A 25,295-nucleotide genomic window follows, 5' to 3' on the forward strand; every position below is an offset into this window, starting at 1 on the left:
ACGTATGGCATTACTAGAATATCTTAATAAACCGGCTCTGGCTTCGATGGATGAAGTTGTAACTCCGGTAGTACCTGAAGGACATAAAGTTTCTGAAATAAGACCGGCTGGTCCTCATATACCGAAACCTGCCTCAATGGATGAGGTTATAGCACCTGCTCAACCTGTTGCTCATGTTGTATCTGAAATAAGACCTGCTACTCCTGAACAGCCCAATTATGCGGATGCGATTGGCCAGAAAGGTCTTTATGGCTTTTTCAAGGACTTCTACCGGAAGCCGGATCTTGAAAAAGAAGAGAAGATTACTCGACGGGAACGTGCTCTTTCTCTGTTGGGGGACATTGCAAATTTGGGTGGCCAAATGTTCGCTTCTTCAAAAGGTGCCCGGCAATTCGCTCCGATAAATTCGCAGGTACCTAAGTATAACGAACGGTTACAACGTCTTCGGGATGCTAAACGCGCGAATGATGCTGACTTTCAAAATAAGTCTCTCTCTGCCATTTTTAAAGACTATGAGAATAAACATGCAGACGATTTGTATGAACGCAAACAAGAGGCGGCAAAGGCAGCTACAGAGTTGAAATATAACCGTGATTTGACCTTAAAACAGATAGACCAGGCATTCCAAATAGGAATGTTGGATGCTAAAGGGAAACAGGCCTTACAGCAGCAAGCAATAAAGGCTAAGGATGCGAAAGAACTTGCTGCACTCAACCATAAGTATAGATTAAACGAGATTGAAACAAAAGAAAATAGCAATAATTCCAAGATTGTGGATAGTGTTATTGGAGGTGATGGTAATGTCTATACTCGTAATACAAGACTTACTCCAAATGAAGCCCAACAAATTGTGCTCGGATCTGGAATGGGAGAGGACGACTTGACTCCGTTCCTTTCTCATGAAAGGGACAATATGGGAAATATCACAAAGACTAAGACTGATTGGCAAGCTGCTGCCGCTTATGCATTGCAGAACGGTATGATACCAGCCGAAGAACTGAAAAGTAGAGGGTTTAAGTTAGGAGGGGCAACAGATAAGAAAGAAGTTGCTCCGTGGATTAGTAACAATCAATCATCCAATAATAAAGCACCATGGCTGAAGTAAACATGAATGAAAATCGTAAGTGGCTTTATGATGTACTTACGAACAAAGGCGTTCAAATGGGCGCCTATGAGGAATTTGATAAAAATGTAGATGCAAATAAAGACTGGTTGTATAATACTGCAAAAAGTAAAGGTGTAGATATTGGGGATTATGATGCTTTTGACAAAGCTATGAGTAATAGTCAGATACCAGCTGTTACTGTTCCTCATCCAGGACAACAACAATTGCAACAGCCACAACCACGTCCGAAATCTCCATACGTTGAGGGTAAAGGTGAGGATACAATGATATTTGGTGTGCCTTATGCAGATTATCAACAGATGACTCCGGAAGAACAATCGAAACAATACAGTGCCGCAATAGAGAAAAGGAAGAATGATGAAAAAGATTTCTTCTCGAATTATATCAGTGGTCAGTTGGGTGAGATTGATAGTGAATTGAACAAAGAGAGAGAGCCGGTACCTATGCCTGCCGGTTCCGCTTTCATACCTTCTTCTGCCGTTGGTGCCGCACAAAGGTTTGGTAATGGTGATACCAAAGAGACGCAGGATCGTTATACATCGCTCCATGCAGCAAAGAACTTACTTGATGATGCTAATAAGCTTGTAGAAGAGGCAAAGAAAGGCGATACGGGCTTTTTCTCTTCACTTGGTAGAGGTTTCAAAGATAAGTTTATGGATACAGACAACTGGACCATGGGACTTACAGATACGGTATATTCCGGTTTGCTCAGAAAGGCGATTGAGAAAGAAGAGAGTGGAGAAGAACTTTCCCCGGAAGAATCGAAGTTACTTGATGCTGCGGCTGTAAACATGGCTACACAGGCTTACTTCTCTTCTGATATGAGTAGAGGTTATAAAGCTGGTAGTACGACGGCTCAAAGTATTCCTTTCATGCTGGAATTTGCTGTTAATCCAGTTTCTTCTTCCGGCAATGCATTAGCAAAAGGTTTGCTGAAACATGGTTTGAAACGCTTTGGCCGTGTAGCAACAAGTAATGCGGCAAAGGTTGCGGGCCGATTGGTTGGTGATGCCGCAGCCGCTGCCGGGATGACAGCTACTTCAAGTATAGGTCGCGTAGCTTCTGGAACCAACGAACGGATGATTGGTGATGTTCAAGCGACAGTAGAAGATGGTGAGATTAAGTATGCAGGCCGTGAGAATGGCATGGAGGTGGGCGAGGCCTTGGGTAAATCAGCTGTCTCTAATTTCCTCGAAAATCAGTCGGAAATGGTCTTTAATGCGTTCGCTGGTGGTGGCAAGTTGGCGAAAGAAGCATTGAGCAAGTTTATTCCTGACTTTTCTAAGCTTTCCAATAGCGAGATTGTGCAGTTCATCAGCAAGATAAAGAATAATCCTACTATCAAAAACGTTGCTGAACGTACACAGTTTCATGGGCTGTTAGGAGAATATGCCGAAGAGGTATACAACAACTTTGCCAACATTCCACTGGGAGAGATGACTGTTGAACAAGCTACAGATTTAGACAACAACATTGATACATTTCTGGGACTTGCACCGACGTCTGCTGCCTTTGGTCTGCTAGGACTTGGGGGAATGGCACGTGAGAAATATACTACTCAGAGGAACTTACACAGGTTTAAAGAAGGGCTGAATGAGGAAGACCAAGCTTTATTTGATGAATTGCAGCAAGTAATAAATGCCGGTGACAAAGAAACGACTAAAGCATTTATCAAAAGGACGCTCGCAGATGAAAAACTAACTCAAGAAGAAAAGAAAGAACGTGTCTTTGCTGTTCAGGATATGCAGGAAGAAAGGGTACTTGAAGATGTGCAGAATGAAGATGTGTCTGCTGGCGTTACTTCCGAAGATATTGAAGCAAATAAGATTGATATTTACCGTAATTTTAAACGAGCTGAGAGAAAAGTAAACAGTCTCTTGCCTGAGGAAATTGTTTCTCAGTTGGATGCTGTTTCAGACCTTGGGCAGTTTGCATCGACCAATAACCTGAATGAACAACAGGTTTCGGCTCTGGCAGATTATCTTCCGGTAAAGGAGATATTCTCGCAGTACGTCGATCATACCAACAAAAGAAAGGAAGAGGCAAAGATGCAGGCCCGCGAACAGGCAATGGCCGACATCGAAAAGATTAGTAATCCGGAAACAGGTTTTGTTGTTCAGGCGAAACATAAGTTTGCCGATAATCCAGTTTATCTTGTAGGTGGTAATCTGTCATTTGGTGAGGATGGCTTTCTGGATCGGGACAATTCAAGCGAGACTATTTATTATGTCGATGAAACCGGTGAGCGAAAGATGGCCCAGGCTGAGGACTTTGATAGCGTTCTGTCCGAGGTCCCTATTGATGATATGATTGTTCAGGCTGAGATTAATGCTGAACAAGATTTCGTCACTAATGAGGAAGAAAGCCTCCGTTCTCCTGATATTCCTGCACCTGTTCGTGGAGAAACTGTTATGATGGATGGTAGTCGCTATCTAATAGAGGGTAATAATATGGCTGATCCTGGTTTAAGCGTAATGGCGATTAAGTTGAATGCCGCCGGGAAAATAGAAGTGCCTCCTGGATTGGGCGCGCGGACATCTATTTCTCCCGATGAATACTATGCAGCCAAAGAAGCCGAACTGTGGCCAGATGAAAATCGAGTGACAGAAGTAGAGGATGCAGAAAGTGATATCCCTCAACAGAAAAAAATCCTTCCTGACGGTAGATTCGCTGTGCAAACGGGTACGGATGGAAGTGAAACCTCTTATGACATATTGGACAGAAACGGAAATGTGGTAGATAGCGATATCATGCCATCCATTGATTATTCTGCTTTAGCCGATTACGTAATGGAGGAAGAGTCTGTTTTGCCGAATGATGGTATTCAGGGTACAGAAGATGAGCCACAAGGCTTGGAAGAAGGTACTGTCTCGCAGGAAGAACAACTGCAGGATGAAGCGGAACAGCAGGAAGAGCCGGAGAGCGCACTATCCCGTATTCCTCTCAATGAAGCGCAAGAACCCGACTTCGAGTCTGCAACTATGGAAGATACCGGTGCTGCCCTTCTGGAAATGAACGACGGGGATGTAGATGAAGCAAAGGACACGGCTGTGCAGATGGTTTCTTTCTACGATGGTGAGTTGAAGAAAGCCGAGAAAATGAAAACCTATGCATCCAATCCGATGCAGATACAGAAGCTGAAAGCTGAAAGGCGTGCGAAGATAGATGAGGTTAATGCCAAGAGAGGGTACTGGCAATCTGTTGCAGATGTCATAGAGCAAGGACGCAAGAAAGCCACCCTTATTGATGAGGCCGCAGTGCAGGTGCAGAAGAACGAGGAACGTCTTGCATCCATGGCCCCGGAAGAACAGTTGGCTGCACAACAGAAAGTACAGGAGAAGATTGATAAAGGTGCTTATTCGAAGCCGAAATCATCTTCTTCCGTACGTTATATAAAAGAAGATGGGCAGCTTGGCGAAGCTGTTACTCCGCAGGAATATGTGTTGCGTGAGATTGCAACCGGACGCATACGGTTCAAGTGGGGGGATAAAGGAACTACGCATGGGCTTGCCTCCCACACCGGACTTTCCGGGTCGGAGAGTGAACGAAGAAGTCGCGTCTGGGCATTCGCAGCCGATGGGATGACTCCCGAAGAGGCTTCGGAGGTGATGTTTGATAATATGCCGGACTATGTGAAGAAGGGTGTAGAGCAGACAGACGTATTCAATATGGTTCTTGACGCGTTCCAGTCGCACAAAGGACCAAAGGCTATGTTCGATGAGGCAAAACGCTTGCATGGTTCTGATGTGGAAGAAGAGCAACCGGGATACGATAAAGAGATGGAACGCCAACGTATGGAATGGGAGGCAGAACAGAATTATATGAATGTGGAGGATTATCAGGCATATCAGGAAACAATAGATCTTTATTCAGAAGAACAGTATGACATGATGCTTGATAATGATTTAATGAGTATATTTGCGGAAAAATACATGGCCGAGATGGAGGAACGGGCAGCGAAAGAAAAAGCTGTGACTTCCTCTGTAGAAGCCGACAAAGAACAACAAGGATATGAACGAAGCGGAAGCAACAATGATGTTCGGCAAGGAGTACCTGAAGGAGAAAAACTTCCAGGAAGAAATACGGAAGGCGATACGATATTGCCTGAAGAACCAACTGTTGAGTCAGGAGGACGTGGACCGGGCGAGGGAAGCCGGACGGACAGCTATGATCAAGGTGAGCAACAAGGCGTTGGCGAACTATATCCGGGCATTGTACTTGGAGAGCAAAAAACAAGCCTAAGCGAAGATCCGAATAGCGGAGTTGTCTCCAATGAGTCATTAGAAAACATAGATAAGCATGGGTTATTAAATGCAGAACAACCCACAGCGAGTGATTTGTCTGTTGCAGAACCATCTTCCTTGCCTCAGGAAAATGGTAGCGATGCTTTGAACTATGAGGATAATTCTGCACCTTTGCAAGGTGACAATCAAAAATATCACGAAAATGGCGAAGTTTCTGAATCAATTCCACAAGGAGAGCACGGAACGTTGTCTGAAATATCTGGCGAACAGGAAGAATCGATTTATCAATTACGACGAAGAATTGAAGAGGCATCAAGAGATGCATCGGAAAGCGAAGGAAGCAGAGGCAACCAGCAAAAAATAAAACCTATCGGAGTAGGATCATTTGGCGCTATTTATAATCAATCTAACAAAGAAGCGGCAACGCCTATTGACAAGAAGACAGACACTGGTGAAAATCAAATTGATCTGCAGAGTGACACGGCTCTACTGCAAGATGTGGGTTCTTCTTCTGTTGACAGAGATAGCGAACTGTCCGTAAATAAGCAAAAAAATCCTCGGTTTACTGCACCTCAACCTGAGGCTGGTGAAGATCTAATTGATTACGCCAGCAGAATATCAGAAGCTAAACGTTTATTTGATGCTGAACAGGAAGTAGATACTACCCCTACTGAGGCACAGAAATCAGCTGGCAATTATAAGAAGGGACATATCAATATTGGTGGATACGATATTACTATAGAAAATCCTAAAGGCAGTGAACGTTCGGGGGTAGATGCTAATGGACAGCCATGGAGTGTCACAATGAATAATAGCTATGGTTACATTCGCGGAACAGAAGGGGTAGACGGTGATCATATTGATGTGTTCTTATCGGACAATCCGGCTGATGGTAAGGTGTATGTCATTGACCAAATAAATGAAGACGGTTCTTTTGATGAACACAAAGTGATGTATGGTTTCCCTTCAGCAGAAACTGCACGTGCTGCTTATCTTGCAAATTACTCTTCTGGTTGGAAAGGTTTGGGTACTATTACAGAAGTTTCGAAGGATGAATTTAAGAAGTGGATTAAATCTTCTCATCGTAAAACTAAACCGTTTGTAGATTATAAGAGTGTAAAGACGGATTTCCTCTCACCGCAGGAAAATAGCAGTGAAACAACTGTAAATTTACCAAAAAGCAAGTCTGATACTAAAAACAAGAAACGAGCTGCCGATATTAAACGAGCACGTTATGAATTAATGGATGCTAAGCGGGAGCTTTCGGTTGCCCAAGCGACAAATTCAGGCTACATTCCAGAGGAGGTTGAAGAAAAGAAGAAAAGAGTGGAAGAGGCAGAGAATGAACTAAAGAAGCTAGCTGGCATAAAGAACGAGGATAAGAGTGTGTTTTCTGCCACTTCATCCTCAAAATCAGAATTCGCCCTTGAAATTCCTGCAATGACAGAAGAAGAATACATTGCATCGAAAGGATATGGCTTTTCGGGTATTGGTGATGTAGCTCTTCATAAAGGAAAGCAAAGAACAAGTAAGCAACAAGACAAGGCTGTAAAATCCCAAGCAAAAAAGGATAAAGACTATACAGATCGCCGTGAGGTGTTGCGCAAAGAGTATCGAGATAAACTCAGCAAAGGCGAATTACGAGAACCGAACACAATAGAAAGATTGCTGAAAACTGCTAATGGGAATCCAGATAACGAAGGTACACATGCGGCTAGACGTGCATTGCAAAAACGTGGAATAGATTGGCAGGAAAACAGTATCCGTTTTCGTGAAATGGATGACAGTGATATAACCTCTTTTGCTCAAAAACATAATCTTAATGAAGATGATGTGAGGAAATATGAACAGTCTATGAACATTGGTAATTTGGGTGGTGCCAGCTATGCTTTTAAAAATATAAAGAGAAATATACGCCTTTTGAATTCTGATTTGTCTTTAGGTGAATTTGTAAAAACGTTTGCTCCTGTCGAGAAGGAACTATATGAAAAGTTTGGAAATGTAGATGCCCTGCGTGATGAATATGTGCAACGGGAAATGGAGAATCGCAATGTTATGGAAGCTGCCCGTAAGCGTGCAGAAGAAGTAGCAGAAGCAGAAAGAAAACGTCTAGAGAAATTTGAGCTGATGACGGACGAAGAAATGGACGCATCTTATTTCAATGCGTTAGAGGAAAATAGCGAATCTCGTATGCGTGACATAGTGAATGAGGCTGCACGCCGGAAAGGATATGTATCAGCGGATGAATTTAGAATGGCGCATCGCGCACCATCGTACGATGAAGAAGGCATTGACAAGAATATGGTTGATATTGCTGTAAATAAAGACCAAATACGTGAGTCTTTAGACGAGTTGCTCCATATGAACCGGGATAAATATAGAGATGAAAGTGCGTCCGCTATTAATGAAGCATTATCCGCTATCGATGAAGGGAAACGTCCTATGGTAACTATTTATCGTGCCGTTCCTAAATCATTAAAAGAAGGTAAGGTGAGAAACGGTGATTGGGTTTCATTGTCTGAGTCTTACGTAAAAGTACATGGTGAACATGTATTGAATGGTAATTATAGGATAATGAGAGAGAAAGTTTCTGCTGAAAATCTTTATTGGGACGGGAATGACATCAACGAATGGGGTTATGATGATCGTAGTGATTACCACTATAAGGACACAAAAAACAACCGTAAATTAAGTGATTTGATAACCAGGGATGATAGTGGGAATATCATTCCTCCTTCTAAGCGTTTCAATACTAGGAAAGCAGATACTCGATTTAGAGAAAAAGACTTTTACTCCAAAGAGGAACAATCTATAATTGACAAAGCAAAGGAAGATGGTTCTTACATGAAAGCGCCCAATGGAAAGAAAACAAGTCTTTCGGATAAACAATGGGTACAAGTGAGGACTAAAGCATTCAAAAATTGGTTTGGAGACTGGGAAAACAGTCCCAAGGATGCTTCTAAAGTGGTGGATAAGAATGGTGAGCCTTTGGTGGTTTATCATGGTACGCTTTCCAAAAGTATAGAACGGTTCAGAAAGGATATGATTGGGAGTCGATATTCTTACGATGAATCGGGATTCTTTTTTACGGATAAAGAGAGTATTGCCAAGGACTATTCCACTTCAGAATTTGATTTTGCAGTTAAGGGAGACATAATTCCTGTATTTTTGAATATAAGAAAGCCGATAATGGCTGACAATAGATGGGCTGTAAAGAATGGTTTGGGGAATGCCTTAAAAAACATGGATTCTATTGAGTTTTGGGATAATTACCAGTCTTTTATGCTTGATGAGATTGAGGATAAAAAAACTGATGGAGCAATTATCAATGATGGTTCTTCTAAAATGGTTGTAGTTTTTGAGCCTAATCAGATAAAATCTGCAACAGAGAATATAGGAAGTTTTTCTTCCTATAATGATGCTATCCGTTTACGTGAGAACAGTGAAGACCCACATGAAATAAATACGGTGAAAGTCTTAGCTGCCATTACTAAACTGTCTGATGTGCTGCATACTCCCATTCACATGCTCCGTACAGTGGAAGAACTTCCCGACGGAGTTGCTAAGCGTGCTATTGAAAGAGGAAGGAATATAAAAGCGTGGTACGATACAAATACAGGTGAAGTATCTGTGTATATTCCGAATATAAATAATGTTGCCGATGCAGTGACGTCCGTCCTCCATGAAGTGGTAGGGCACAAAGGACTGCGTGATTTGTTCGGTAAAGAGAAATTTGATGGCATGATGGAGAAACTGTACGCACAACTGCCGGATGATGTCAGAAAAAAGGTTCATGATGTTGCAGAGAATAAATATAAAGGAAATATTGCTGTGGCTATGGACGAATATTTGGCAGAGCAGGCAGAAAAGGATGAGATACCTTCATGGTGGAACCGGATTGTTTCCGCCGTGCGTGACTTTCTCCGTGAAATAGGAATTGATGTGAAGTTGACCGGCAATGATTTGAAATATTTATTGTGGAAATCAAAGAACCGTCTGATGAACACTGATGATGGTATTGCTGTCATCAATAAAATTGCAGCTGATGAGAGCATGAAGGAAAGGTTCCATATCGGTGAGTATTCCCGTACTCCGGCACAAGAGAAAGCGGATTATGACAGGGCAACCAAGGTTGTGAGTGATTTTGCGAAGAGCCATACCGGGGCAGCTAATGCATTGGTTGTCCGCTCAAGAGAAATGTTGCGTGAGCAATTGGAAGCTATAGGTATGTCGGATGAGTCCATTGATGAAATAGAGGGTGCTTTCAATTCAGGAGAAGTGGTCGCTGTATATAATGAAGAAGCAGGAAGAGTGATTATTTCTAATAACGGTGCATCCGATAAGGAATTAAAAGCCTATCTTTGGCATGAGAATACTCATAGGGCAATACGGGAAATATTTGGAAATAAAGCAGAGGAAGTAATTGAACCTATTTACGAATGGCTATCTGCAAAAAAACCAAAAGGCTGTGAGATTGTAAGAAACAAATATTCCGAAAGGAACGATGCCGCTCAAAAGGAAGAGTGTATCGTAAAATTCGTGGAGGATAAAATAAAAAAGTCAGGAGAAGCAACTTTTCAGCAGGAACTGGAAAACGCTTCTCCTATAATAAAAGAAGTATTTGAAGGTATATTTAATTTTATAGCATATGGAACAACAGAAAGAACCAGAGAAGAAAGTAACAAACTTTTGGGACGAACCTTGGGAACCGGATATGAGTTGGAAGTGCGGAACTCCGGCAATGCAAGAGCTGGAGAAGAAAAGAAAGGGGCAGAAAGCGAAGGAGCAAGAAACGAAGCCGGAAGCGGAGAAAGACAAGAGTCAAACGACAAAGGAGTAAGATTCCGTGAAAGTGATAATTTTGCCAATGAGCAAATAAAAGAGCTGAATTCCCGTATTGCATCTTTGGAGAAAAAAATAAGTAAATTTGAAAATCAAGAAGAGTTAAGGCGTTCCGTTACAGAATTCATTCGGGGGGAAATCGATTCGTCCTTGGTCGGTTATTTTGGCAAGCAGGATTTGAACTCCCTGCTTGTACAAGCACAGAACGCAAAGAGTATAAAGTCATTGGAGAAGATTGTGATGAATGTCAAAAATGTGATAATGAACGCACAACGTCGCAAACTTCAACGTATGATTGACAAGCTGCTTTCTCTTCAAGTACAGGATGTGAACGGAAAGAACATGTCCATAGCCAAAAATGTGGATGACAGTACCAGAAAGATATTCTCTTTTCTCCGTGGGAAAGTGTCCGACTTGGTTTTGTCCGGGTTTGAGGATGACATGAAGTATCTAAGACGTAGTGGCAGAGAGAAGCGGGAAGAAATTACCCGTTTGCATAGTTTACTTACTACTGCTAAGACGGAGAAGGAAAAGAATAATATTAATGAACAGATATCTTCTCTTGAAACGGAAGTTGAAGAAGGAAAGTCTCAACTGAAGGACTTGCAGGCTGAAGCTGATGCGGTAAAAGAGCAAATACTTAATGCCGGTGACGTAGATATAGATGCGGAAATGAAACGCCTCGATGAAAAGATGGATAATGCCGCTATGGGGAAGGATACCTGGACGCAAGGCGACACAGAGCGTATGGCTGCATTGAATATCCTTCAAGGAATATTCACTAACAGGAAGCATGATGCCGGAATCGAAGGTATTGAGGTTGACAAGCAGAAACTTATCCTTAATAATTCAGACCTCTATAGAAAGCGTATAGGTAAAAACGAGACAGAACGCAAAAGGCTCACCGAACAAATCAACGAGAACCATCGCCGTATTGTGGCATACGACCGTCTTGTGAATGACATCCGTTCCACTCAGGTAAAACAGATGGAAATGACTGTTGAAGAACTGAATGAACTTATTTCCAATGGGAGAAATAACTTGCTGAGACGTAAAGAGAAAGAGATGCAACGGAAGTGGGAACTGATAAGCGGTGCCATCCGTTCGGTGGAAGGGAAGCCGATAGATATATTCAAAAAGAACCAAAGCAAGGAACATTGGGCGAAGAAATTCTTTTCCGCTCCGATGGGCAGCTTTGAGTACATGTGCAAGCGTGTAAATACAAAGACACTGGGCAAGGACGGCTTTTTGTATAAGTGTTTCATTGCCGGAGACGAAGGAGTGCTGAAGGCTTATGATACCTACGTATCAGGTATGAAGGAACTGAGAACCCGACTGGACGATAAGTGTGGAGAGGTGTTCGGGGAAAGTTTTGAAGCTGTTTCTTTGAAAAGTGATAAAGTGGTGGAAAAGTCGGGTGTTTATGTCACCCAGTCCGAAAACGAGCGTGGCAAAGGCTATGGGGTACGTTATGAGCTGCCGCTTACCAAAGGGCAGGCCATGTATATCTACCAAGTCTGGAAAATGAACGACGGACGTACTAAATTGGAATTGCAGGGATTCGATGAAGAGTCTGTCGCACAGATAGCGGACTTCATCGGGACGGAGTATGTGCTATTTGCCGACTGGGTGCAGGATGAACTTTTGAAAGATTTGCGGGAGAAGTACAATGCCAAATACCTTGAAATGTTCAACACCTCCTTGGCTGAGATTGAAAACTACATTCCTCTGAAGATACGTAAGGAAGCCGTAAGGCAAGAAGCCTCTTTGTCCGAAGACGGAAATAAGCGGAAAACGCTGGAGGAAAAGGCTGGCAGCCTTATAAACCGCACGGTGAACACAAAGCCGGTTGACATTACCTACAGTGGATTTGATGTACTTTTAGAACATGGCAGCCAGATGGAAGAGTGGAATGCTTATGCAAGGGTGCGGAAGGACTTGGACTATATACTAAGCAGTATAATGTTTCGGAATCAGCTTAATGCCAATGTCAGGGGAAGTTATGAGAGCTTCTATGATGCGGCAGAGGTTGCTGCAAAAGCCAACCATCCGGATAGTGCCAAATATGGTGACGAAATTCTTGGGAAATTGTCAAAAGGAATTGTGGGAGGCAATATTGCATTCCGTTTGAATACGGCATTGAAGCAAGTTTTATCCGCTCCAGCATTCTTGGGGTATTCGCAGAGTCCATTGTATATAGCACATTTGACAAAGAATGCGGTAAAACCATACGCTGACGTTCAATGGTGTATGAAGAATATCCCTTCCTTTTATGAACGAGTGAAAAGTGGAACTGCCGGAAATGAAAAGCTTGATGAAAAGAGCTTTTCAAGATGGATGGATAAGTATATAGAAATAGGTATGATACCGAACAAATTGGTCGATGCCATTACTTGTTCTATCGGTGCCAAATCCATCTTTGATTATAAGTTTGCGCAACTGAAAAAATCAGGTCTCAAGGAAGAGGAAGCACGCAACCAAGCTTTGGCAGAGGCTGATATCTATTATAATGCCACGCAGCAGTCATCTCATCCGGCTTTCATGTCGCCCATGCAGATGAGCCGCACGTTTACTGACCGCATGCTGACTACTTATCAGAACTCAAATATCGGTTATGTACGCAAGCTAATGGCTGCTTTTTATGATTTGTCGCGAAGCTTGAAGTGGCAGGAACTAAAGAAAAACTATACTGAAATATACATGAAGGAAGAAGGCTTGTCTGAACTGGAAGCAGAAAGTAAAGCATACCGCAGACTTTTGAATGAGAATAGGAAGAGCGTAGTTGAAATAGCTCTGTTCGGATGGGGATTGAATATACTTTGGAATATCGGCAGCCAGGGGTTACTTGGGTTCTTCCGTGGAGATGGGGATGATGATAAGTGGGCCAAGGATTTGGCTTTCATGCTGACATCTCCGATAAAAGGTGTTCCTGGAGGAAATTTGCTTGAATCAATAGCAAGTGGATATGGGATGAATCCGTTCCTTGTGTATGACGAGCTTGACAAATTCATGAAGGAGTCCAAGAAAGCCATTGAGGAAGATGGGTTGATAAGTCCTCAAATGGCATATATTACGTTGGCGAAAGCATCACGTTACGCCGGTGTTGATTTGGAAGTGTGGGGCAACGTCTATCTTGGCGTGGAAGGATTAGTTCGTGATGGTGCTTTAGAAGATGATGGTATTATTGATTTGATGTATATTCTGAACTCTCCCAAGAGCAGCCGGGTAACTGTAGCTAAGGATTTGTATAAAAATGAGCCGATACTTGAATATGCTAAGAAGATAGCGCGTGCCTACAAGTATATTCCCAAGAAAAATGCTTGGGAGAACTGGGTTCCGGGTGCTAAGCCTCTTACTAAACGGAAAGAGAATGAAGTCAAGAAGGAAGCTGAAAGGATGCAGATGACGCCCAAAGAGAGGGAGGATATTGATAAAATGGAAAAAAAGAAAAAGCATCTTCGGAAACTGAAAGAATTGTCCAACGATCCGGAAGCCCAACAGAAATACAGGGAAAGGTATAAGGAGGAAATAACTCCTTAATACCTCTTATGCGACACCCGTCCCGTGTTTGCCACATCGGTGGCTCTCATAGTGGGATATTTGTACTGCAATTGCAAGCGATACAAGTATTAACTATTAAAATGACAGTGAAACGATAAATGGATAAAAGTGTATGAACGAAGATATAGAACGTCTGAAATTGACAATTTACAGATTGATAGGCGAGAACAATGGATTGAGATTCGTTGTAGGCCTTCCGGAGAAGAACTATGAATTGCGTGGCTGTGAATTGTATTGTGGCAATGAGCCTTGTGATAATAGCAAGGAGAAGAATAGTGGATGTATAATACTGGATATAAGAACTGGCAAGAAAGTGGTTTGATAAGGTTATATTAATAAATCCCCGCCAATTGACAGGGATTTATTGTTTCAATTATCTTTAATTTGCTTATCAATAATAGATTTGAAGTCTTCAAGTTTGTTATCTGAACGAATTAAGAATTCTATTTCTGGGTTAGATAGTAGTATTATTTTAATATTCTCACATGAGCTCCTTATTGCTTCTTGAAAGACACTCGATTTCATATATCCTGTAGTAATAAGAATGCCAAAGTTAGAAAGCCCATTGGAATTTTTAATTTTCTCTTTAAAAACGATAAATACATTTTTATCTACTCCAGTCTCAGGATAGTTTTTACATTCAACAAGGAAATAAGGACTAAATTTGTTGAAAAAGGAATCATCTAATTCGTTTCGAATAGCTAAATCGATTTCATTAGGAGTGCGATCTTTTACTCTGTAAAGTATTTTTTTAAATCCCATTTGTCCAAAAAGCATAGAAACAAAATACTCAAATGCTAATCCCTTCTTTCTTGGATCAGTTTCATTTTTTAGAGATGAATAATAATCTCTTAATGCATTAATAGATACATCTTTGCAACTGTTTATTTCTTCAATTCTGATATTTATTAGTTCTTTTATATTATTCCTAAAAATAGAAAATGTTGCTTTGTTAACAAAGCCCAGGATGTTACCTAACGAAAGTACTCTATTTAATTCTGATTGATATTCTTCACCATATGCAGATACGATTATTATTTTGGCATAAGGGTTGATTTCTTTGATTTTTTCAATAACCTGAAATCCATTGATACTATAATCGCTCATGCGCAAATCTACGATGGCTAAATCGTAATAACAATATTCTATTTTTTGCTGAATATCTTTTTCTTCAGAAGCTGTAAATATTGAAACACCTTCTGGAAAATCTTGTAAAATGGCTTTCTGCAAGTTTGTGACTTGAGTCTGCTCATCATCAACTATTAGTATTGATAGATTGTTCATATATAGGGAATTTTAGAGTAAATATTGTATTATAATTATTGTCATTTCTTGAATATGAAATACTTCCATTCATAGATTCAACGATATATTTAGCATGGTATAACCCGATTCCACTTCCTCCCGTTGTGGAAAAATGTAAATTAAATATTTTTTCTTTAACACTATCTTTGATTCCAATTCCATTATCACAAACTTTTATAATAACTTCTTCATCTTGAATTTCAATTGAAATATATAATCGTTTATCTTTTGTTTCTGATAAAGCCTTCGTTGAATTTAATATTAAATTGTTAATCATCTGAGTGACATTGTGTAGAGATTGTTTGATAACAACTTTATTATTTTTGTCATACTCATAGGTAACAGTAATATTATTAGTATTTAAAGTTCCCCTATTTAATAATTCAACAGCTTTACCTAACTCGGATAAATGAAACTCGTTTTTTGATTCATCAGGTGATAAAGTCTTGAAGTCTGAAATCGTTTTTCTAATATTTTCAATGCATTCATTTATCGTTGCTATATCCTCTTGTTTAACGTTTGAGATGTCTAATGTGTTCACATAACCATCCAAATTATGAATAGCATTCTTTAAATCATGGCTAGCAAAATTAGTCATTAGAGCAATATACTCATATAGAGCGTGCTCCTTCATTTCTGCCAACCTATTATTCTTATCTATTTTCTCATTAAGCATAGATATTCTTTTCGAAAACTCTTCAGGATTAGTCCCTTTTTTGGGGATATATTTTTTTTCTCTCCTTTTGGGAGCTTTAGGATTGTTCTTCTTCATCAATAGAAAATTATAATCTCTACAAAAAAACACTATTTTGTTCTGAAAAACAAATATCTCTTGCTTTTTTTGAAGATATCACTAAAAAAATCAAATATATAGGGTATATTATTTTAAATATTTATTTCATTATGTAAAATACGAATATTTCACTTTTTGTTGTAAATCAACAGCTATCTAATGAGTTAACTATCTTACTTTTGTGAAAAATGTGTAGCTATGAATAAGTTCTTAAATAGAAGTGTAAAACCAGTACGTAAGACAAATGTTTCTCGTGTGCAAAGACGCAACGAGAAGCATCTGGATATTTTGGATGAGTTTAGTAAGTATTGGGCATCATTGGATGAGGCCCGGAGGAAAATGCGCCGAAGCGTCATGTATGCTTACGAGGATCAATGGGGGGATTATATAAAGGACCCGGAAACAGATCTGATGATCAGAGAGGCGGACTTAATCAAAAAGAATGGTAAGGTTCCATTGAAAAACAATATGATTAGTCCCATTCTTAAAAATATTGACGGGCAGTTTCGTAATAATGTAACTCAGTCTATCTGTACAGTCCGGGATCAGAAAGAGGCCAAAATCGGAGAGATGATGAGTATTGCGGTTGAATATGTCCATGATCTTAATGAAATTCGGGAGTTGGACTCTGATAGTCTCAGATTAATGTTATGCGGTGGCTATGTGGGCCAGCGTGTGGAATATGGCTGGAACCCGACTAAACGGATGAATGATGTTTGGGTTTATGGCTGTAATCCAGCGCGTATGTTTTTCAATACGAATATTGAGGATGTTCGTACCTGGGACTTGAATTGTATCGGTGAAGTGTATGATATGCCACTCGATAAGGTGGTTTCCCTATTTGCTAAAAGCCGGGCTGATAAAGAGTGGATAGAGAACATATATCGTGTGAGCGACACATATCTTACTTATGATGGTTTGCAGGGAAGGGAAACGAAAGATTTAGATTTCTACACCCCATCTCGTCCTGATTTGTGCCGGGTTATCTTTGGGTGGAGGTTGGAGAGCCGGGAGGCATACTTCTGTCATGATACACTGAAAGGTACATTCTACTATATAGGATTGAACGAAAAGAAGGAAATTGATTGGGAGAATCAACAGCGAACGAATGAGGCACTTGCTCATGGGGTTTTGCCGGAGGACATATTGTTGATCGAATATGAGTATGGCAATGAACAGTATTGGTATTACCGGTACATGTCCCCTTGGGGAGACATTCTTCAAGAAGGCCGGAGCCCTTATTGGCATGGTTCGCATAACTATGCTTTCCATGTGTACCCAATGATACAGGGAAAGGTCTTCAATTATGTAGAGGATTTCATAGACCAGCAACGTGCTATCAATCGAACAATGACATTGATTGATTTCATTCGTAGTTCGTCTTCCAAAGGTGTGTTGATTGTTGATGAATCAGCTTTTGAAAGTATGACTCGCGAAGAAATAATTGACGAATATGTGCGTTATAATGGAGTTCTGTTCTGTAACTTGAAAGGTGGTCAGAATCTCAGTAATGTCGTTCAGCAGTATAATGGGCAGGCGGCTGTTGCCGGTGATTATGAACTATTGAATTTGCAGTTGAAGCTCATCAATGATATTTCAGGCGTGAATAGTGCTATGCAAGGTAAACAGCCAAGTGCAGGCACAGCCGCAAGTTTGTACGCACAACAAGTTCAGAACTCTTCATTGAATCTGAAAGGAATGTTTGAATCGTTCAATTCATTCCGTAAGAGAAGAGATTATATGGTTATGCAAACCATCCAGCAATATTATACTTCTGCCAGACACATTGATTTGTCTGGGAGGGATTATTCGGAAGAAGCAAAGTACTATGATCCGGATAAAGTTCAGAATGCACAGATTGATTTGAAAATCACTGAGGGCACTAATACTCCATCATTCCAGATGCTACAGAATGACTTCTTGATGCAACTCTTTGAACGGAATGCGATTGATGTCAAGACATTGTTGGAGAATTGCTCTTATCCGTTTGCTACAAAGATACTTGAAGCTATCAAGCGAAACGAGCAGGCTTTAATGAATCAACAGGCAATGGGGGGTGTTCCTGGAGAAATGATGCCACAAGGCAACGCGCTTATGCAACGTGCCGGAAATGATGCGTTTGCATCTCCTGAAGACGGAATGGTGCAGCATGCAGCTTAAATTGAGGCCTCGCTAACAATACGTGTCTTTTGGGTTCGCTTAAACTCCCGCCTAATTCGTGGGAGTTGCCATTTGTAGCATACATATACAAGGATGGCCGTTGCCATAAGGTAGTCGTCGTGACAACCTTCGGCAGCGCCCATTTCCTTACCATTCTCTTTGAGTTCGTAGGTATCCATCTCGAAGGTCGTAGGTTTACTACGCTCGATGTACAGATAATCACGCATGGCAGATTTTAGGAAGTTAATGATTGTCGGTTTAGTTTTGGGATTGGTGTGGAAACCATATTTGACTGGTAACCCCTGCTTAATTTGCTCAGGAGATGTACGAGAATAAAGGTTGTCGTAGTACTCTACCACTTCATCCAAAACGTAGTCAAAATTATCTCCTTCGGTTCCTTCAGTTTCAAGCGTGTTGCTTTCAATTACAAGCACGGCATTTCCGTATGCAGCCGCTATCTGTACAGCTTTCCATATCAATAAGTCGTGCTCGATATGTCCATGCCATTCGGCGACAATTTCCGGTAGCCCACCTTCTTCCAGCATTGGGAGCCGGTCAGCCACTTTAATACACGAGAAGTCCGCGGCTTCCGATGTACCACCAATGTCGACACTAACCACATATCGGTCATAATACTTTTCTGTATAGTCGGGAAGTGCCCATACCCACAGGATGTTATTCAGGTCCTTTGTAGGCTCTATGTGCTCAAAACGAATATTAGATAGTGCGTTCTTACCTTTAATATCGTTTGCCACAAATTCGCCATAAAAACAAGGCGGGAGAGTGGCTGTCCGAACTTGTTCGACGTATTTTTGTGGGAATATTCTCCGGCCCGTGCTCTGGAATGCTTCTGCGGCCGTAGACGGATACTCAGAACACATACGCCATTTATCTTTAAATTCCAGCGATTTGTCTCTGTACCAAGCAATAGCTTCTAAAGTTGCACCAATCTCAAACAGCCAGTATTCATATTCGGTCATGGTGGCAATAAACGCATTGTATGTTTTTGGATCGATGCGTTTTGAATATATATCAATCATGAACCAGGGAATGAACACTGGAGTGAAATTGTTACGCCCTTCGACTGCATCCAACCAAGTACGGTGAAAATAGTTACCTACTCCTTTGGCGGTGGATTCCAAAACCTTGATAGTGTAGGGGCCGCTAAGTATTGACCCGAATATGGATTGTACAAGGTCTTCCGGTTTCTTTCCCTTAGTTTCTTTCCATAAACCCACTTCTGTCAAATGGGCCATTGAAATATCTTCTGAACGAAGACTTTCCGGTTTCTCTGCCGAACCTATAGAATATCGGCTATTCGTTGTATTGATGGAACGCGTCTTCTGTGAGCCTTGATAAGGATTCGTTTTTAGGCGAATACCGCCCGTTGCCCATGTAGGCATATTGTCGACAGCTTTTTGAAGCATACCAGATACATTCCGGGCTGCGGATTCAATGTGTCCACAGATAGCAGAGTTCCAATTGGAACGGTGTATAAGCTGTATCCACAACATATAAAGCTGAGTAAGTGTGGAACCACCCCATTGCCGGGCCTTACACAGAATAATGTCAATAGGGACACCAGCTATGCGAAGCTTTTCCAGTTCTTTTAAATAGTATCTTTGTGCCCGATTAAGTAAAAATGCTATGTCTTTTCCTTTTCCTTTCGCCGATATCTGAATACATGAATAGGCCCAGTATTCAAAGTCATAATTTATTCGTTCCTGGCAAAATGATGTCCAAAGCTCATTCCTTATCTTATCCGATATACCCTGTTTGAGGATGAACTTGATATATCCATTAAATCCAATCTCAATGAGTTTTTTCACAAAACCGGTTTCCGCGAATTGTTCCGGAAGATACATTTCTTCAATAGGACAGTCTTTTATATAGACCTTTTTCCGGGAAATAGATGTTGATCCTTCGCCGGTTATCGGATTATATGGACTTCGTATTATCGCAAGCCGTTCTCTGTTTTTCTGTATTATTTCATTTACGGTCATATATAAACCTCCTGGATAAGAGGCTTACCGCAAATGATATTAGAAAGCTATATACGTGGATAAGCGTATTGATATGTGGAGCGAATAAGCCCGTGGTTAGAAATGAAAATGCAAGTAGGAGAATGATTTTCGGCATATAACGTCGTTCAATGCCGGCTGTAATAATGCCTACCATAGATAAGACTATTGCTGAGGCACCAACTGTCGGTTCCTGATAGGTTGCAAAGATTGCTGAGAGAATAGGAATTATAGCCATTATTGGCATAATGATATACAGGTTGAAGTTCCGGAGCCTTCTCCAGTAAAACAAGAATAATGCAGAATTGATACTTAGATGAAAAAAATTAGTGTGGACAAAGCTATAAGTAATATAGTTCCACCATTCGCACCCATTGTATATACCTAATTGCGTAGTGTCGCAATAAAAACCAATGGAGTATATGAATACAAGGAAAATGATAAATATCATCTTATCTGTTCTTTATTGATTTATAAATGATGCCTCTCATTGTATCTATTGCCACGTAGTAAGAAGGCGCTGGCTGTTCTATGATATATTTTAATACGCAATAACCTGGCGCCTTCATTTCTTGTTTGTACTTTAGAAATCTGGCGTATAAGTCTTTATACATACACAATTTATTTTCATTGGAAACTTTGATAGGTTTTCCACGATGCATAAGTGATATAACCCTACGTGCATTATCATAAGTTATGAAAAAACGAGGTGCCTCTTTCTTCATAACTTCCTGAATAATTTCTTCGGTTGAAATATAAGGCATACTTTTTCGTAAGCTTTTCAATGCATCAAAGTATGCTTCTCTTATAGAATTGTCTCTTATTTCTCTGAATATATCATCCATTATAATAATGTTTTATGCAAATATAATTAAAGTAATACTTTAAAAGTTGCGATTTTACTAAAAACGCAGCTTTTAGTTGTAAAAACGCAGGTATAGTTTTCCATTTTAGTGCTTTTTTTGTGCATCAAATAAATAAAGAATTTGCTTATGGAAGATATGGAAGAAAAGAAGGGGGAAACGGTAGTTGACAATACAGATTCAGTTCCGGGCACCGAACAAGTTCAAACTCCTACAAAACGGGATCAGTTGAGATCACTTTTGAGCGATGAAATTCCCGGTTATAATGCAGATGATGATGAATCATCGGCTGAAATGTTGATGGGATATATCAACGGAAATAAGGAACAACGCAATAAGCTTGCCGAAGCTTTGCAACAAGATCCTCGTTTGGCTCAGATGCTTGCCGATATTGTAAACAAGAAACGTGGTGCCGGTAATGCAATGGCGCGCTATTTTGGCAAAGATTTGCTTACTGCGGAAGAAGGTACTCCGGAATATGATGATATTCTGGCAGCCGAAGAAGAACGAAAGCAGGAAATGGAGGCGATGGAGGCTAGCAAGAAGGAATATAATGATAACCTTGAAAAGAGCATGCCTATTGTAGAGGGATGGTGTCAGGAGAAAGGTTATGATATTGAGGAGTTTCTTGATAAGGTTTGGACGAATGTTATTTCTCCGATCATGTCGGGAAGTTATTCCCGTGAAATATGCGACTTCTTGGACAAAGGTTTGAATTACGACAAGGACACCCAAGATGCTTTGGCCGCTGGTGTAGTGAAAGGCCGTAACGAAAACATCAATAAGATGAAAGAAGAACGTGGAGACGGACTACCTAAAGGGATAACGAGTGTTCCGGGAAATCCTAATATGCGAAAAAGAAACTCTATCGTTGAGGCTGCTTTAAATGCTTGATTATTAACTGTTATAAATTAAAAAAAAGATGAAAGTATTTAGTTTTTTGAAAAGAGAGAAATGGACGGTTCTTTCCGTCCTGTTGACGCTTATTTGCGTCTTTGTTGGTGGCGGTGTACTTATGGCTGATGCTACCGTAATTACACCGGGTTCCACACCATCTCCGGGAAATGCAGGCGAACCTACTCAATTACCAGGTAGCCCTACAACTGTTTCCGGAGTATCAGATGCTACTGGAGGTGTTGGTGGCGGCAATCTTATCCAACCGGATATTGATGACGATATTTTTCAGATTGGTACGGATGAGACTGTTTTAGATGGTATCATGCGTAAAGCTAAGAAGAAGGTTCGCGTTACAGGGTTTGAAGTAGATCACTTTGTTATCGATGAACAGAAATCTTCGGTGTTCACTACTGAAGATTATGCTGCTTCTGGTGACCAGCAAGCTCCTATCAGCGTCCCTTCGGATGATCGTGGATTATTTCAGGAAAATGGTACGGTGTTGGTGAAAGGAGTCAACGGATATACTGAAGATGGAAAAACGGAAATCAAGGGAGTGGACCTTATGCTGTTTATTACGGGAAAAGATTCGAGTGGTAAACCTATTGTCATGGCAATTAATGGTCCGAAGACGAATGAGGGTGATGCCTATTGCAAACTTCCTACAATTCCCAAAGGAACAGAAATTGTTATTTTGACAAATGCATGTGCTGAAACTCAAAAGGAAGTTGCTCCTGATGTTGTATTCCCGACTCCTAAGCGAGTTTACTTACAGAAGACTATCATGAATGAGGTAGTATCTGACTATTTCGATGCCCAGAAAAAACGTATTCCTTTTAATCAGGCCCAAATTGCTGAAGCTATGATTAAGCAACACCGTAGAAAGAATAATCGTTCTTTATGGGTGAGCCATAAGGGCAAATTAATGGTTGACCGTGGTAAAATGGGGCGTCAGTTGGTATATACTTCCGAAGGTGTTCGTTGGCAATTTAAACGTGAGTATGAACATATCGGCCCGTGGACATTTGCTGATATTATTGCTTTAGCAAAATTGAAATTCACAGGTCAGAACTGTTCTAAAGAAGCATGGTGGCTTATGGGGCGTGATTTATTGGAGCAAATTCAGAATATCGATTTCACCAAACACAAGGACATCACAATGACTTCCGATCAACAATGGGGGTTCTCATGTACTAAACTTCACACTGTGTTTGGAGACTTCTATTTGAAGCATGAACCGACTTTGGATTATCTGGGATATTCTTGTAGTGGTGGCATTCTTGATATGTCCGGTATTGTTCGCTACTATATCAAGAACGAAGAAACCAGTTCTGAAAAGATTGAGGGTGAAGAAGCAAAGAGAAAAGCAATCATTTCTATCAATGCTTTGGCGTTGAAAGGCTATTCTCATATCTGGGTCAATGGTGAAGATATTGATGGTGATAATATCCCTGGTGCTTCGGCTATCACTAATTGGAGCAATGCTACCAATGCACCTGAAAATCCAAAGTTGAATGATGTTATTTATTTAACTGCTGCTTGTGCCGCAATTACCGGATCGAAGACGGGTGAAATCTATCAGTATAATGGTACTACCTGGGAGAAATATACGGGTGTAATTTATGCTCAAAATTGATTCTGTGAAATGTAGGGGCGGAGTATAGTACTCCGTCTCTTAATTTTTAATTATATGAAAATTTACAAGAAAAAATACGCAATTTATGGGATGATAGAACAAAGTTCTGTTTTCCCTATGGGTACTGGACATGTTCGTGTTGACTTCCGTCATGGTTCTTTAACAACGGCTGGTATTGTCCCTGCCACATACACTACTTCAAATCCAGTAATTCAGCAAGCTATTGAAAATTCTCCCAAATTTAAAGCGAGGATTATCAAAGAGATAGAATCTGTTCTGATTCGAGATACGGGTACATTGCAAGTTCAAAGAGGAGGCACTCAGAAGTTTGATAAAGTTGTTGTGGAAAGTACAGAGCAAGATACTACTTCTGATATATCAGAATCTGGTGAAATAAGTGGCGGTGCTGGGGTGTATCCAGATGTGAAGAATTCGCAGCAAGCGAAAGATATCTTAATGGGTGAACCTTATAATATCCCTCTTGCTGATCTTGGTAATAAAGCTGCAATACAGGCTAAAGCTGCTGCAACTGGTGTGTCATTCCCTAACTGGAAATAATGATGACTGAACAGGAAATCATAAGTAAAGTCAAAGCAATACTCAACGAAATAGGAGAGGAAGAAACTCTTTCTCTCCTATCAGAAGATACGGTCAAGATTGAAGAGTATATAAAAGCGGTTATACCAGATGCTGTAAGTTTGGTACAAATGAATTCTCCTGTTAGATGTGTCAATAAGAAAAATGGTGTTTCTTCTGATGCTACTGTGACCTCGGATAGTGAGGGGAAATGTCTTATACCTGTTCCTGATGATTTTGTCTCTTTGATTGCGATCAAACTTTCTAATTGGAAGAGAACTTGTATTGTAGCTTTTGATTTAAACTCAGAGGAATATAAACAGCAATGCAACTCTTATACAAGGGCTGGGAGTTACAAACCTGTGTGCATAATGGGATATAATAACTCTGGTAATAGAGTACTAATGCTATACTCTGCAAAGTCTGATTCTAAATTAGAAATGTTCGTGTATGAAGCGAAATATACCCTTGGTACAGACTTAGATATTGATCAGAATGAACCTGTATCGCAAGCTATCTGCTATATGGCTGCTAGTTTAGTGTATTCCATCTTTGAGAATAAAGTAACATCTCAAGAGATGAGGAACATTGCAGTCAGTCTTATTCCACAAAAGTAATATGTATCATATAGATGAAGAAAATAGCGACGTTATTTTTGAGGTAAATGGTAATAAGGTTGCCTTGAAAATAGTTTCTTCTCCCGGAGAAGGTGGGGGAGGATCATCTATCTATTTGATAAAAGTAGGGGATACTACAATTCCTACGAATAAAAACACATATTCAGCCTTAAGAATATTGGCTGAGATTGCAAATAACAATGAGATCTTAAAAGATATATTCCTCCGTAAGGACAAAATCGATAGTACTGACTATCTATTACGTCTTTTTGGAGGCTTAGAGGTTGGCGAAGCCATAGATTCACTTATCGCGGGCAAGGGCATAATTGCTGAAAATGGACGAATACAGGCTGACCGCATGGAGTTGCGGTCATCGCTGACCGTTTTAGAGCTTATCTTCAACCGCTTGTCTGCTATGGAGAGCGATTATTCATTTTCTGAGTCAGGGACTATTGAGAGCGTCGAACTCCTGGAAGACGGTACATATCGGCTTCCACTGCGTAAACGTTGGGAGAATGATTTCACAGCTCTTGACGAAAATGATGTCGTTTATGGCGTGGTGAATAATCTTGCTTCAGGTACCGGAGATTATTATACTTCCTGGTTGCGTGTCCTGAATGTAAACACAGTGGCCAATACCATAACTGCCGTCATGTA

13 protein-coding genes and 1 pseudogene are annotated in these 25,295 nt (G+C 40.6%); 9 read left to right on the forward strand and 5 right to left on the reverse strand.

Translation table 11 applies throughout. The features are described from left to right. Positions 1 to 4: 4 nt before the first annotated feature. The 3 genes from BN161_RS14200 to BN161_RS14210 all read left to right on the forward strand — a co-directional run bounded on the left by BN161_RS14200 (position 5) and on the right by BN161_RS14210 (position 14,095). Positions 5 to 1,105 carry a hypothetical protein gene (locus BN161_RS14200; protein WP_044267293.1) on the forward strand — a complete coding sequence of 367 codons (1,101 nt, stop codon included), beginning with the start codon at positions 5 to 7 and terminating at the stop codon, positions 1,103 to 1,105. Next, entirely contained in the window at positions 1,093 to 13,752 is a 12,660-nt protein-coding gene (locus BN161_RS14205; RefSeq protein WP_044267295.1) for an ADP-ribosyltransferase-containing protein, read from the forward strand. Before BN161_RS14200 ends, BN161_RS14205 begins: the two co-directional genes overlap by 13 nt. Before the next feature lie 133 nt (positions 13,753 to 13,885). Next, positions 13,886 to 14,095, forward strand: a complete 210-nt coding sequence (locus tag BN161_RS14210; protein WP_044267297.1) for a hypothetical protein — start codon at positions 13,886 to 13,888, stop codon at positions 14,093 to 14,095. A gap of 47 nt (positions 14,096 to 14,142) precedes the next feature. On the opposite strand, the gene BN161_RS14215 is transcribed toward BN161_RS14210, so the two are convergent. Beyond that, positions 14,143 to 15,057 (reverse strand): response regulator, encoded by a 915-nt coding sequence (locus BN161_RS14215; RefSeq protein WP_044267299.1) that lies wholly within the window; start codon positions 15,055 to 15,057, stop codon positions 14,143 to 14,145. Further along, on the reverse strand, positions 15,029 to 15,850 hold the full coding sequence (locus BN161_RS14220) for a sensor histidine kinase (protein WP_044267301.1): 822 nt from the start codon (positions 15,848 to 15,850) through the stop codon (positions 15,029 to 15,031). Before BN161_RS14220 ends, BN161_RS14215 begins: the two co-directional genes overlap by 29 nt. A gap of 219 nt (positions 15,851 to 16,069) precedes the next feature. Between BN161_RS14220 and BN161_RS14225 the strand changes: the two genes are divergently transcribed. Next, a complete protein-coding gene (locus BN161_RS14225) occupies positions 16,070 to 18,031 on the forward strand; it encodes a portal protein (protein WP_052356292.1) in 1,962 nt (653 codons plus the stop codon). Here BN161_RS14225 and BN161_RS14230 read toward each other — a convergent pair. The 3 genes from BN161_RS14230 to BN161_RS14240 form a co-directional block, all read right to left on the reverse strand. Further along, positions 18,028 to 19,860, reverse strand: a complete 1,833-nt coding sequence (locus BN161_RS14230; RefSeq protein WP_125910835.1) for a hypothetical protein — start codon at positions 19,858 to 19,860, stop codon at positions 18,028 to 18,030. The genes BN161_RS14225 and BN161_RS14230 overlap by 4 nt on opposite strands. Positions 19,861 to 20,020: 160 nt before the next feature. Further along, positions 20,021 to 20,503, reverse strand: a complete 483-nt coding sequence (locus BN161_RS31035; protein ID WP_044267305.1) for a rhomboid family intramembrane serine protease — start codon at positions 20,501 to 20,503, stop codon at positions 20,021 to 20,023. 1 nt (position 20,504) lies between these two features. Further along, entirely contained in the window at positions 20,505 to 20,897 is a 393-nt protein-coding gene (locus tag BN161_RS14240) for a hypothetical protein (protein WP_044267308.1), read from the reverse strand. Between the two features lie 147 nt (positions 20,898 to 21,044). Here BN161_RS14240 and BN161_RS14245 point away from each other — a divergent pair, with 147 nt between their 5' ends. The 5 genes and pseudogenes from BN161_RS14245 to BN161_RS14265 all read left to right on the forward strand — a co-directional run. Beyond that, positions 21,045 to 21,809 carry a hypothetical protein gene (locus tag BN161_RS14245; protein ID WP_044267310.1) on the forward strand — a complete coding sequence of 255 codons (765 nt, stop codon included), beginning with the start codon at positions 21,045 to 21,047 and terminating at the stop codon, positions 21,807 to 21,809. Positions 21,810 to 21,837: 28 nt separating this feature from the next. Further along, the gene (locus tag BN161_RS14250) at positions 21,838 to 23,445 is read left to right on the forward strand and encodes a hypothetical protein (protein ID WP_044267312.1); all 1,608 of its coding nucleotides are present in this window, start codon (positions 21,838 to 21,840) and stop codon (positions 23,443 to 23,445) included. 54 nt (positions 23,446 to 23,499) lie between these two features. Continuing rightward, positions 23,500 to 24,003 (forward strand): hypothetical protein, encoded by a 504-nt coding sequence (locus BN161_RS14255; RefSeq protein WP_125910836.1) that lies wholly within the window; start codon positions 23,500 to 23,502, stop codon positions 24,001 to 24,003. Continuing rightward, positions 24,003 to 24,638, forward strand: a complete 636-nt coding sequence (locus tag BN161_RS14260; protein ID WP_125910837.1) for a hypothetical protein — start codon at positions 24,003 to 24,005, stop codon at positions 24,636 to 24,638. Before BN161_RS14255 ends, BN161_RS14260 begins: the two co-directional genes overlap by 1 nt. 1 nt (position 24,639) lies before the next feature. After that, positions 24,640 to 25,295, forward strand: a pseudogene (locus BN161_RS14265) (hypothetical protein); the annotation flags it as partial.

This window comes from Bacteroides timonensis (genome assembly GCF_000513195.1).
GTDB lineage: Bacteria > Bacteroidota > Bacteroidia > Bacteroidales > Bacteroidaceae > Bacteroides > Bacteroides timonensis.

Coding starts and splice junctions, on each gene's coding strand:
- BN161_RS14245 (WP_044267310.1), top strand. CDS start 21,045: ATGGAAGATATGGAAGAAAAGAAGGGGGAAACGGTAGTTGACAATACA.
- BN161_RS14250 (WP_044267312.1), top strand. CDS start 21,838: ATGAAAGTATTTAGTTTTTTGAAAAGAGAGAAATGGACGGTTCTTTCC.
- BN161_RS31035 (WP_044267305.1), bottom strand. CDS start 20,503: ATGATATTTATCATTTTCCTTGTATTCATATACTCCATTGGTTTTTAT.
- BN161_RS14255 (WP_125910836.1), top strand. CDS start 23,500: ATGAAAATTTACAAGAAAAAATACGCAATTTATGGGATGATAGAACAA.
- BN161_RS14225 (WP_052356292.1), top strand. CDS start 16,070: ATGAATAAGTTCTTAAATAGAAGTGTAAAACCAGTACGTAAGACAAAT.
- BN161_RS14240 (WP_044267308.1), bottom strand. CDS start 20,897: ATGGATGATATATTCAGAGAAATAAGAGACAATTCTATAAGAGAAGCA.
- BN161_RS14215 (WP_044267299.1), bottom strand. CDS start 15,057: ATGAACAATCTATCAATACTAATAGTTGATGATGAGCAGACTCAAGTC.
- BN161_RS14210 (WP_044267297.1), top strand. CDS start 13,886: ATGAACGAAGATATAGAACGTCTGAAATTGACAATTTACAGATTGATA.
- BN161_RS14205 (WP_044267295.1), top strand. CDS start 1,093: ATGGCTGAAGTAAACATGAATGAAAATCGTAAGTGGCTTTATGATGTA.
- BN161_RS14200 (WP_044267293.1), top strand. CDS start 5: ATGGCATTACTAGAATATCTTAATAAACCGGCTCTGGCTTCGATGGAT.
- BN161_RS14220 (WP_044267301.1), bottom strand. CDS start 15,850: ATGAAGAAGAACAATCCTAAAGCTCCCAAAAGGAGAGAAAAAAAATAT.
- BN161_RS14260 (WP_125910837.1), top strand. CDS start 24,003: ATGATGACTGAACAGGAAATCATAAGTAAAGTCAAAGCAATACTCAAC.